Source organism: Dapis hubbardiae BLCC-M172 (genome assembly GCF_050016015.1).
GTDB lineage: Bacteria > Cyanobacteriota > Cyanobacteriia > Cyanobacteriales > Microcoleaceae > Trichodesmium.
The window spans coordinates 29893-42388 of the sequence record NZ_JBNHEQ010000266.1 but is presented as its reverse complement, the minus strand read 5'-3'; the positions used below and the strand labels follow the sequence as shown (position 1 = coordinate 42388).

At 38.0% G+C, this 12496-nt stretch carries 9 protein-coding genes; 6 read left to right on the top strand and 3 right to left on the bottom strand.

The features are described from left to right. A partial coding sequence (locus ACP6PK_RS24560; protein WP_472847271.1) for a WD40 repeat domain-containing protein occupies nucleotides 1-1472 on the bottom strand: 1472 nt, incomplete at its 3' end. Between the two features lie 476 nt (nucleotides 1473-1948). Between ACP6PK_RS24560 and recF the strand changes: the two genes are divergently transcribed. The 5 genes from recF to ACP6PK_RS24535 all read left to right on the top strand — a co-directional run bounded on the left by recF (nucleotide 1949) and on the right by ACP6PK_RS24535 (nucleotide 8494). Next, nucleotides 1949-3121, top strand: coding sequence for a DNA replication/repair protein RecF (gene recF, locus ACP6PK_RS24555; RefSeq protein ID WP_426563483.1), 1173 nt, complete (start codon nucleotides 1949-1951; stop codon nucleotides 3119-3121). Nucleotides 3122-4619: 1498 nt separating this feature from the next. Next, the gene (gene psb27, locus ACP6PK_RS24550) at nucleotides 4620-5018 is read left to right on the top strand and encodes a photosystem II protein Psb27 (RefSeq protein ID WP_094673443.1); all 399 of its coding nucleotides are present in this window, start codon (nucleotides 4620-4622) and stop codon (nucleotides 5016-5018) included. A gap of 863 nt (nucleotides 5019-5881) precedes the next feature. Then, the gene (locus ACP6PK_RS24545) at nucleotides 5882-7396 is read left to right on the top strand and encodes a glycoside hydrolase family protein (protein WP_246844013.1); all 1515 of its coding nucleotides are present in this window, start codon (nucleotides 5882-5884) and stop codon (nucleotides 7394-7396) included. Nucleotides 7397-7898: 502 nt separating this feature from the next. After that, a complete protein-coding gene (locus ACP6PK_RS24540) occupies nucleotides 7899-8273 on the top strand; it encodes a winged helix-turn-helix domain-containing protein (protein ID WP_094671927.1) in 375 nt (124 codons plus the stop codon). Next, entirely contained in the window at nucleotides 8237-8494 is a 258-nt protein-coding gene (locus ACP6PK_RS24535) for a hypothetical protein (RefSeq protein ID WP_094671926.1), read from the top strand. The genes ACP6PK_RS24540 and ACP6PK_RS24535 overlap by 37 nt, the downstream gene beginning before the upstream one ends. Before the next feature lie 805 nt (nucleotides 8495-9299). On the opposite strand, the gene ACP6PK_RS24530 is transcribed toward ACP6PK_RS24535, so the two are convergent. Then, complete coding sequence (locus ACP6PK_RS24530) at nucleotides 9300-9752, bottom strand: hypothetical protein (RefSeq protein WP_426563480.1); 453 nt, start codon at nucleotides 9750-9752, stop codon at nucleotides 9300-9302. 497 nt (nucleotides 9753-10249) lie between these two features. On the opposite strand from ACP6PK_RS24530, the gene ACP6PK_RS24525 reads away from it, so the two are divergent. Continuing rightward, nucleotides 10250-11011: an HpsJ family protein gene (locus tag ACP6PK_RS24525; RefSeq protein WP_426563478.1), complete on the top strand. Its 762-nt coding sequence runs from the start codon at nucleotides 10250-10252 to the stop codon at nucleotides 11009-11011. A 768-nt stretch (nucleotides 11012-11779) separates the two neighbouring features. On the opposite strand, the gene ACP6PK_RS24520 is transcribed toward ACP6PK_RS24525, so the two are convergent. Further along, nucleotides 11780-12139 carry a transposase gene (locus tag ACP6PK_RS24520; protein ID WP_426563476.1) on the bottom strand — a complete coding sequence of 120 codons (360 nt, stop codon included), beginning with the start codon at nucleotides 12137-12139 and terminating at the stop codon, nucleotides 11780-11782. Nucleotides 12140-12496 lie beyond the last annotated feature (357 nt).

Below are 12496 nucleotides of genomic sequence, written 5' to 3'. Positions count from 1 at the left end.
CTGCCACTAGCCAGGAGTTGCCCGTCTAGACTGAAAGCGAGGCAATAGACTGAACCTGAACGTCCTTTTAGAGTATGCAGCAATTCTCTGGTGTAGGGATGCCACAGTTTGATGGTGCTGTCATCACTGCCACTAGCCAGGAGTTGCCCGTCTAGACTGAAAGCGAGGCAATAGACTGAACTTGAATGTCCTTTTAGAGTACGCAGCCATCCTCCGGTGTCTAACTGGCAAAGTTCAACTGCTGTCGTCAGTTCCCCCGTTCGCAAATCCCAAGCCTTCTTCATTTTCCCATCCCCAAGTAATTTACTGCCATCAGCACTAATACTAACCAAACCGTCAAACCCTTTAACACTCCAAGTCAAACTCCAAGGTACAAACCTTGCTAGCCTTTCCAACTCCGCTTCGTAAGCATCTCGCTGCCGTTGCTGCACCTGCCGCAACATCTCAATATAATCCCTCACCAACTCTTGGGGAAACCGTTCTTGGGCAAACTCCCCCTCCAATTCAAACAAACGCGATTCGTAACTCGCCGTGGCATCAATATAAAGATAATACAAATCCGCCACAAACGTCGCCAACAGCTTGTGAACCATGACAATAATCTGCCGAATAATCAGCAAGCTCTCATCATTATCAACACCCGCTTTCTCCAGTTCTTGCCAAGCCTTTTTCCAATTCCACGCTTTCATGGGCAGCAACGACACCTCATCGTCGTACAATCCCCAATACCCGATATGGAAATTCACCTTGTAATCACTAATTTGGGAGTAAAGCACTACCGTCGGCACCGGTGCTAACAGCTTGTGTAACTGTTCCACCCGAGCATCGAAAATCGGTTCTTTGAAATAATCCCCGTAAAACTTCACCGGACAAGGAGAGAAGTTGCCCGTCTCTGGGTTCAAAGGATAATATTGATGCAGGAACTCCTTTAAATCGTTCTGGATGTCGATTTTCAAGTTATTGCGAAACGACTTCGGGCAATCTTCACTGATATCCGGTGGCGATGCCAGCACCAACAACCGATATTGCTGCTGCCCCTTGCGCAAAATATCCTCCGTTTCCTGGCGACTCAACTTCGAGAACCAATTCTCCAAATCCCAAATAGTTTGGATTTCGGTCAGTTGCACCTCAACCGCTTGGGCGTGTAACTCCCGCATCAACTCCCGTTGCAGGCGAGCAAGTTCGCGTCGGTCCTCCAAATCTTGCTGCTGGAGTTGCAATTCTTTGTATTTGAATGCGAGGGCGAGTTTTTCTCTCTCTTCACGTCGCTTGAGATATTCCGATTGTGCTTCTATCCATTTAGCTTGTTCCTTAGTTTGTTGAAGAATAGCACTGGAACTAGACGAACTTTTCTGCGGTTTGGTCACCTTCTTGAATAAAGCCTCGGTGAAGCTTTTAACCAATGCGCTTACAGCAGCTAAAAGGGCTTCCTTGCCAACCAGAGCCCAAGTTATAGTTATTGGTTCTGTCATAAAATTTAACCTTCTTGTCAAAGTAGCAGTATTTTTAGAATACTATATTATAATTATACTACCTTAAAAAATTACATCATAAAACCAATGAACAGCGAACAAATATTACTCAATAAATGGCGTACTTGACTATTATAAAAACCGCAAAAAGCATGAGATTTATCCGAACAAATTGCTTGGAAAAACCAGGATATTAACTAGGCAAATTTTTGTCAACATCTTATATTATATCATGTGCGGTTAAATAGTTATAATTAGAGTTAGTAGCATGGCTCTGTCCCTATCTATAGTTATGGCTAGAGCTTTACTAAAAACAAAAATAATCGTTGATTATCGGGATATAATATTACTAATATTTCTGTAAAATCTGATGAATTAATAACAACATAAAAACCAAATAAACTAATACACCGATTTACTCAAATTAGGGTAATTTAAAATAATCAATCCCTCTTTTTCCCTCCTTCTTCTAAAGTATGTACCTGAGACATTTACATTTACGACAGTTTCGGAACTATCGAGACCAACAAGTTAAATTTGATGCTGCCAAAACAATTTTGGTGGGAGATAATGCTCAAGGTAAATCTAATCTCCTAGAGTCAGTAGAATTACTTTCAACTCTCAAGTCTCACCGAGCAATTCGCGATCGCGACCTCATCCAAGATAGCAAACCAGCAGGTCAAATTCAAGCATCTTTAGAAAGACAACTGGGAAATATCGACTTAACCCTAACTTTGCGGAGTCAAGGTAGACGTACTGTAGCAGTTAACGGTGAAAATTTACGTCGCCATTTAGACTTTTTAAGTATTCTAAATGTGGTGCAGTTTTCTAGTCTAGATTTAGATTTGGTTAGAGGTGGACCGGAAGTTCGTCGTCATTGGTTAGATAGACTTTTGGTGCAACTCGAACCTGTATACGCTCACATTCTCCAACAATATAATCAAGTTCTCCGTCAGCGCAATGCTTTATTAAAGAAAATTCGTCAGCAAAAGATAGCAGCAGAAAGTCAGGGTTCATTATATTCTATTCCTGCTCAAGAGTTAGCTTTGTGGGATGCTCAGTTAGCAACTACTGGAGCGCGAGTAATTCGGCGACGAGAACGGGTTTTGCAAAGGTTGGCACCTTTAGCAAGTGAGTGGCACCGTGCTATTAGTGGGAGTAAGGAAGTTTTGCAGATGGAATATTTGGCAAATGTAACTGTTGACAGTAAAGAGTTAATTATACAGGATAGTTTGGAGGGAGTACGTCAAGCTTTTTTAGAGAAAATCAAAGCACGGGCGATCGCCGAACAATATCAAGGGACTACGGTAGTAGGTCCCCATCGGGATGATGTAAATTTTACTATTAATGATACTCCAGCACGACAATATGGTTCCCAGGGTCAACAGCGTACTTTAGTATTAGCTTTGAAGTTAGCTGAATTGCAACTTATTGAGCAGGTGGTTCAGGAACCGCCATTGTTATTGTTGGATGATGTTTTAGCAGAATTAGATTTGCATCGACAAAATCAATTATTAGAAGCAATTACTGACCGTTTTCAAACTTTGATTACTACTACTCATTTGGGATGTTTTGATGGTCAGTGGTTGCAGGATACTCAAATTCTTTCAGTACAGTCAGGGAAGATTAGTTATTTCTTTGATTTTTAGGTAACTAGGGAGTAGGGAGTAGGGAGTAGGGAATAGGGGGAGTAATTTTTTTTGCTCAACTCTTCCCCAAAATCCTAACTTTTTGAGTGTAATATTATGTCCGGATAATTAGTGATAAAAAAAACGTTCTCATGCATATACTTTCTTTCTCCTCTCTTCCCTCCTGACTCCTGTACGGGCGTTAACGATAGTTATGCGAAGCTAACGGCCGTTTCGCGGAGCGACATGAAACGCCCCTACGAGGACTGACTCCTCCCTCCTTATTTATAACTATTCAAACAGACATGATATAAAGAGCTGAAAACTAGGTACTTTTTTTTGACCTACAAAGGCTAAAACCTTTATCTGTCAATGCTGTAATATTTAATCACCAAGCTCTAAATAAAAAGACAAAAGATACAAAAGATATAGCAATGAGCGCTGGTATATTTACAAATTGTAGTAGGGGCAAAAGAGCTAGAAGTCTTATAGAAGCCATTTGGTATCTCCAGAAAATAGGGAATAGGGAAAAGTAATTGATAAAAAATGGGTAAGAATTGATTTGATGATTGGATGAGTGGGAGATATCTAATACATCCCATCTCCCCATCTCCCCATCTCTCCATCTCTCCATCTCCCCATCTCCCTCCTCTGTTTTTAAATAGATCCTTTCAGGGGTTCTATATTATCGGCAATTTATTCCCCCTGTTGCCTGTTCCCTGTTGCCTGTTCCCGGAGCACAGCGCTATAGAACCCCTGAAGGTATTTATTTTTTTATACATGATGGGGGTGGTCCGTGTGGTCCGTGTAGTCCGGGTGGGGAGATGGGAGCCGCTTATTCTACCTTTTTCCCCTCTGAGTATTTCTTAATCTCCTGAGGACTGTACGGGCGTTAACGATAGTTATGCGAAGCTAACGGCCGTTTCGCGGAGCGACATGAAACGCCCCTACGAGGACTGAGGACTGAGCCAAAAACTCGCAACAAAGCCCAAGATACGCTTAGGGCTTCTATAAATGTACCTCACACGCTTGAGAAAGGCTATATGCGCAGAATTACTTAGTTATTTTTGCCAGAGTTCTAATGTTTGACAAAAAGAAAGAATTATAGTACAGAAAATATCAATTTGAATCTTAAGTACGCTGTAGCATTTCACTTGTCATAAATTGCAAATAGTTTCGCATCCTAGACTGTGGAATAACCACTTAAAATTACTTTATGATCATTTCAGTTATCAATAGACATAGGCGTGAAAAAGATATAGACTTGTTGCAAATAGTAGGGTAAAAAGAATGCATTTTAACGAAAAAAATATGAAAAATAATCTTTTTAACTAAATTTGGCAAATCTAGCTTATCTTAAATAAAGAGCAAGTTTATTTTCTGGAGAGGTCTAATTATCAAATTGTTCAACTTATAAATATTACTTCTGACTTCTGACTTCTGACTTGCGCGTAGCACTATAAGCCAAACTATGAGATAATCCATATAAGTCAGATACCATAGTAAAAAAGAAAGTTCCATGAAACGTTTGATTTCTCGTCTACTAGCCTTAGTTTTTGTTTGTGTTATAGGTTTGATGGGTTGTTCTAATAACCCTGCAACTTTAAGTGGAAATTATCCAGAAGATACATTAAACTTAATCAACAGCTTAAGAACAGCTATTGAGTTACCAGAAAATACAGAAGCTAAAAGTGAAGCTCAAGCAATAGCACGTCAAATAATTAATGATTATGCATCTGTCTACAGACGAAATGACTCTGTAGCTAATTTACCTTCATTTACTACTATGCGAACTGCTCTCAACTCCTTAGCAGGACATTATAGTTCTTATCCCAATCGTCCTGTTCCTGAGAAATTAAAGAAACGTTTAGAACAAGAGTTTAGACAAGTAGAGCTTGCGTTAAAGCGTGGAGTATAGTGCTAGGCACAAGTCAGAAGTTAGAAGTAATTTCTGACTGATTTTTTCCTACAAATATATTATTCTCTAAATTCTCTAAATTCTCTAAATTTTCTAAAAACTTCAGTAAGATCTATTAATTAGTCGATTCTAGTTCAATTAGCCATAGAATATGAAAAATATTTCATTATAATTATGGCTGTTTGACTATATTTTATTACTCTGATAAAGCAGGAATAAAAACTAGCAAATATCCTCAAAATTTTTCCCAATAACTCTAATATAAACGGTCAATCCTAACAAAAGAAAATCTCTACAAAAAAATTCATTCTCTTCCTAATGACCACAAAATAATATCTATAGCAATCCTAAATAGGTCTTAATAGTTTTTATAATAGTTTTTCTGGGCTAAAAACCTAGAAAATTATGACTCCTGACTCCTGAGTTCTATACGGGCGATTTCCGTGCCGGAATGCTCCGCAAACGCGTTTACGAAGTATTCCGTAGGAAATCGCCCCTACCAGGAAAATATTACAACTAAAATAGGATTGCTATATAGATAAAATTTAAAGCTATCCCTTATAAGGAAATCCTAAAACCCTTATTTGATTGAGTAGGGGAGTAGGGGAATTTAGGGACGTATCGCTGCGCGACATGTTTGCGGAGCATTCCGGAACGGAAAACGCATTTTGCCTGTGCAACGTCCGTACGGGAGAAGAAAAAATTAAAGAATAATGAAAATTAACTTACCAAAAATTATTCTACTAAAGTAATTACTTAATAACTGAAGTTTTAATTAAGTATAGCATTAATGCATGGGAATTAGTATAACTTCTCTCTAATGTCTACTGAGGTACTGATAACTGATAACTGAAATAACTACCATGACAAAAATTAAAACTAAAAAATGTTTCCATATAAGTAATTTAGGAGCAATTTTATTTAGTCTGATACTAAATTCCTACCTCTGGTTTCCTGCAAAAGCACAAGCACAAGCACAAACAGATATTTATTGTCGGTTATCACCAGAAGCGATCGCCGAAAAAGAAAATCTTCGTCAAGCAGTTTTAGGAGGAGATAAAGATGCAGAAAAACAATATCAAGATATTCATATTCAACATAGCAGAGAAGTTGGCAATTGTCGCCTGAGAAATTGGCCGAGGAATCAAGGTATTTGGTTACGAATATATCCTTGTGATGCCAGACCAGGAGAAATTGATAGGATACTTGATAAAATTGTTAATCAAGGCTATAACCAAGTATACATAGAAGCCTTCTTTGACGGACAAGTGCTTCTACCCGCAGCAAATAATCCTACAGTTTGGCCGTCCGTACTCCGTGTACCTGGTTATGAAAATGTCGATCTATTAGCTGAAAGTCTGAGAAAAGCAAAAGAGAGAGGTTTGCGAGCTTATGGCTGGGTATTTACCATGAACTTCGGGTACACCTATTCCCAACTACCTAACCGTCAACAAGCTTTAGCGCGTAATGGTAGAGGTCAAACAACTCTTCAAGTAATTCCAGATAATGTTAGTTTACATAACCAGTTAGGTGCGAGTCATGCTTTTCATACCTTTGTCGATCCTTACAGTCCGGAAGCACGTCAAGATTATAGCGTTATGGTGAATGAGGTATTAAAACGCCAACCTCAAGGAGTTTTATTTGACTACGTTCGTTATTTGCGGGGAGTGGGGAGTAACTCTGTGGCAGATGAGGTAAAAGATTTATGGATATATGGTGAAGCTTCTCGGAATGTTTTATTGCAACGTGCTAAAAATGAAGCAGGAAAAGAATTAATTAGAAGATTTTTAGACAAGGGGTATGTTACTTCTGGAGATATTTATGCTGTTTCTTCCAGGGGAACTCCGAAGTGGCAAAGTTTCTTTTCACTCTCTGCTAATGGCGATAAACTACCAAAAGGAGGTTCGGGAACACAAGTTTGGGAATTGAGTGTTGCTCATGCTGCTCAAGGAATATTAGATTTTCTCCAAGTGGCAAGTAAACCAGTACAGCAAAAAGGTTTATCTGCTGGAGCCGTATTTTTCCCAGGTGGGAATAGGAGAGTACGGAATAGTGGTTTTGACTCTCGCCTCCAACCTTGGGATCAATTTCCGAGTTGGATGGAATGGCATCCTATGTCTTATGGAGCGTGTGGCGATCGCGACCCTAGTTGTATTGTTTCTAAAGTAGAGAGAGTTGTGAGTATGGCGTCTAATGGGGTGAAGGTTATTCCGGCGATCGCGGGTGTCTGGGGGCAACCTTTTAAAAATCGTCCTTCTTTGGAAATGCAAATGCAAGCTATTAGGAGAGCGACTCCTCAGATTAATGGTATTAGTCATTTTTCCTATGGTTGGCAACATATTGAAGAAACTAGGGAACGGAAGTCTTGTCGGTTGTAAATTGGGTATTAAAGAAGCGGTCAGTATTGGGCATTACGTCAGTCCAGTAGGGTGCCTTAGGCGCTTACCACAAACTACTGTTAACTGTTAAAGATTACATTGCGCCGTAACGCACCGTTGATATAGAGCAGTAGTGGACTGACACACCTAAAATAGTGCGTTACGACGGATGGCTAAATTTCTTTCATAGTCTAAATTTTAGCCGTCTTTTCATGTCGCGCAGCGCTTTTCATGTCGGCGACAGCCGTTTAGCTAGCGCACAACTCCGTTAACGCGGAGCGACATATAAAGCGTTTGCGGAGCATTCCGATAGGAAAGCTTTGCGCCAGCAAAACGGAGTTATGCGACAGCAAAACGCACCCTACAAATTTTGCTAAACTTATGATGTAGTTTTCCCAGAAGAAATAAATGTAGGGGCGGGTTCCGCATTAAATTAACGAGTCTTAACCTAAAATTAGATAAACCAACAACAAAAGAAGTTTCTTCAGTCACAGGCTATTGTTTGGAGGCAATTCGTCAAATTGCACGTCGCTACAATCGGCAAGGTAGAGAAGGATTGGTAGATCGTCGCCATCAACATCCAGGGCAAAAGGGATTCCTTTCAGATGAAAGGCAAGCCTACCTAGAAATGGCCCTCCAGGAGAGGGCACCAGATGGAGGATTATGGAATGGGCGCAAGGTGGGGGATTGGTTAACAGAATTAATTGACCATCGAGTTGATTCCTACGGAGTGCTTCGCAAACGGCGCAGGGGATGGGAATATTTACGGTCAATGAAATATAGATTACGAATCCCCCGGCCACAGCATGAAAAGTCGGCAACTCCAACCGAACAAGAGAAATGGAAAAAAAACTCTGTCACCGATTTGAACAATTAAAAGCCGAGTATCCAGAGGCCACTGTAGAACTCTGGGCAATGGATGAACATCGTTTGGGTCTCAAGCCAATTTTCCGACGAGTATGGACACCTGTGGGAGTACAACCAACTGCAGAGGTAAACTGGCGTTTTCAGTGGTTTTGGCTCTATGGGTTTGTACATCCCCAGTCAGGAGAAACAAAAAGAGTGGCTTTTGCCCAAGGTCAATATTATTGTTTTTAACCAAGTGCTGACTGACTTAGCTGGACATTTTGGTTGAGGAAAAAATAAGCACATGATATTAGTGCTAGACAAAGCAGGTTGGCACAGTAGTCAAAAACTCAAAGTTCGCACTTGGATTGCATTTGGAGTTAAAACCCGCCCATAGACCAGAACTACAACCCGCCGAATGACTCTGGCCAATAATTAATGAACCTATAAGTAATCAAAACGAGTGAAAATTTATCCCAGATGGAAGATATCGTTTTTGAGCGATGTATCAACTTAATGAAACAGCGATCGTGAAACGTGCCGGAGGCAATCGCTCCCAAACAGGTCTCACTTGTTTTCGTTGGTGGCCTACTGATGATTTGTCAAGTGCTTGAAGAGTAGCGTTGCGTAGCAATATCGCTCCGGGCAATTATTTTTCTTCCTCCTCTATTATACACAAACGATGCTACCGGACATGAGATCATTTCATTGCAAGAGCAACTAATATCATGTCCGTTTATATCGTTTGTGTAAACCCAAGCGTAAATATCTACAGGAAATTTAAGTTTTTTTCTTGATAATTAAGCCTTGCCACCTGTTCCCTGTTCCCAGTTAAGTGTTCTCTACCTTTGCTATACAATACCGATGCTAGCGGACATGATATGACTTCTACCCTCATCCATAAGACTTTTTCAGCAAACCCTAAATAGGATTGCTATAGATTATTTTCTCAACAAAAAAACCCTCCTAAAATAAGAGGGCTTTTGATTAATAAATAAAATAGTTCTGATTTGACTTAAATGGAACAAAGAGATTGGTTCTCAGACAAAAACTTTAATTAATCACCATAAATCTTACAATCACCCGACATATCAACAAATTCTAACGCCTTGTTATAGTCTTGAGGATAACTATTCTTTAAACATTGTGCTGCTTCTATTGCAGGCTGGGGATTACCCATAGTGAAAGTCGTCAATCTACCAAAAGCTTCTGGTACGCTACTAGCAACACATAATTTAGCGGGGTTTGATAATGCCTGAACAGCACCGATGGGGTTTGATATCTTACAATATTCAACTTCTGTTGGTTGTGATACTTGTGCAGGAGGCGTGAATAGAGATGGAACAGGTGGTGGTGAAAATGATGGTGGTGGTGGTTGTGCTGCTGGGAATATAGATGGTGGTGGCGCTGAAAATCCAGATGGTGAGAAGCCGAAAAATGCTCTAGCAGTTGGAGCAAATCCCATACTTACAACCACAGTAGAAGCAATAGCTGTTAATAACTTTTTCATAGGTTTTTTGTGGGTATTTACAAAATCTAAGGTTGACAAGTTATAAATTAGTACCTATAGAATCAGAACTCTTAAGTAACTTATCTTTAAATCTAAGTCTCAGCAGTTTTGATCTATGAGATATTGAGATATATTGATTCACCTGATCAAACTCAAAACTTACTTTAATTTTTTTGTTACAACTATATCCTAGCTAGAAAAAACAAGAGCGTCAATTAGAATAAATACGGAATTATTTATGAAGCTATTATGAAGTTTCAGAAACGATATGTAGATAAATAGGGTATTAAGTCGGATAATTTTGCCCCATAATTAGTGTTCCATCAAGCAGAAATTAATAGCATTTCCTCAGAGAACTTTTAATCTCACTCTGGTTGCTCGAAATAATTTTTCTATTGGTAAATTTTGGGCTTGGCGATCTATCTAACCGTATTTTCTATTATATTAAAGCCACAAACAGGATAAAATTATGGACAACAGTATTATTAAATTGAAGTATGAAAGGAAGTAATATTAGTCCAGTACCAGCTCTAGCAACTAAATTTTTGAAATTAGCTGGTATTATCGTGATACTTTTCACAATTATCAACTCTGTTTTACTCTTATATCCCCTAAATTTAGGGGATATAGACTGGCGACTCAGCTTTACCACTCAGATAATTGAACGGGGTATTTTACCAATATTAGGAATAGCTCTAATGTTTTGTGGTTATGGTTTTGAAGAGATTATTGGTATTGCCCCACCAGAAGCAAAAGTTAGTTGGAATAGCTTAAAGTTCTGGATTTACTTACTATCTTTATTTTTAGGAATTATGTTTTTGCTATTAATTCCTCTACATATTAGCACCGCAGTAGCAGAAAGTAATCAAAATGTTCAGAAACTAAATGAGGAAGCTGTTATTGCTCAAAAGCAATTAGAAGAACGTCTAGGTGAAAGACAAAGTTCTCTAGCTAGCTTACTTAAAAATAATCAGATATTAGAAGAATATATTAGTCAGGAGCAACTTAATGAAGAGCAATTAGCTGAATTAGAAAAGTTTAAAAATAATCCTGCTGCTCTGAAAGTAAGAACAGAAGAAATTCGCGAGGAACTCACAAAACAATTAGAGCAAAAGAAACAAAAAGCACAACAAAGTACGCAAATAACAGCAGTTAAGTCTAGTGTCAGAATAGGTTTAACTAGCTTATTATTAGCCAGTTGTTATTTAACAATTGGTTGGAGTGGGTTTACGGGTAAACCTAGAAAAGTTCGCCAATAATATTTTTGTTGTGGCATTATTGATAATTATAGGGGCAGGTTCATCAAATAATTTATGAGTGGAAAAATTAAGTTAACAAAACCTGCCCCCAACCCATGAATAAATATTGTCGAATTAATGGTGATGGGGGGTGGGTTTATGATATTTATTGTCGGACATTATAATTTAACGGATGAACCCACCCCTACGGGTTATTTTTTGTGATTAATATTGATATTGTAGGGGCAGGTTCATCAAATAATTTATGATGGGAAGAATTAAATTAATTAAACCTGCCCCAAACCCACAAATAAATATGCTGCAATTAATATTGATATTGTAGGGGCAGGTTCATCAAATAACTTATGATTTGAATAATTGAATTAACCAAACCTGCCCCCAACCCATAAATAAATATGCTGCAATTAATGGTAATAGGGGGGTGGGTTTATGATATTTATTGTCGGACATTGTAATTCAATGGATGAACCCACCTCTACAGGTTAATTTTTTGTAATTAAATTGTAGGGGCAGGTTCCGCTATTGATTTTGATGGTAATAATTGAATTAACTAAACCTGCCCCTAACCCATAAATAATCAAAAACCCATGAAAAACAATTGTACAATTAATGGTAATGGGGGGTGGGTTTATTATTATTTATTGTTAGATATGTAATTCAACGGATAAACCCACCCCTACGGATTAATTTTTCTGATTATTAATCATATTTCCTATTCCTTTAATATTAAATTGTTTGGGAAAATTAAAATATATTTTCAGTATAAATTTAATCATTACACCAATTGATTGGATTATTGAAAATATACTCTCTAATATTATTTAATGATGTTTCACTTCTAATAATGTGTTCATAATATCCCCTTTGCCAGACCGGAACACCTTTCGTTTGTCGTAACCGATTAATTTTACGGGCTGAAAAAGTTTTAAAACTTCTGATAATTTCAGGCAAACCATGTCTTTTGTGATGTTGATTATTATCTGTTATTTCAATAACTCCATGAATATGATTAGGCATAATCATAAAAGCATCAAGATTTATATAAGGATAAACTGTTGTTAAATTAAACCAATTAAAATCAACAATTTTACCATACCTATTGAAAATAATTTTATAATTATCAATCACCCCTAATAAACATTCTTTTTCCTAAATACAAATAGTCACAAAATAGAAACCATTTTGACTATAATCATATCCTTTTAAACGGATTGATTGACGATTATGAAGGTTAGGATTATATTTCATATATTTATACAAAAAATTATATTACAATTATATTAATTGTAGGGGCAGTTTCATCAAATAACTTATGATTTGAACAATTGAATTAACTAAACCTGCCCCCTAAACCTACCCCTAACCCACAAATAAATATGCTGCAATTAATAGTGATGGGGGGGTGGGTTTATGATATTTATTGTCGGACATTGTAATTCAACAGATTAACCCACCTCTACCGGGTTAATTAATTAATATCAATTG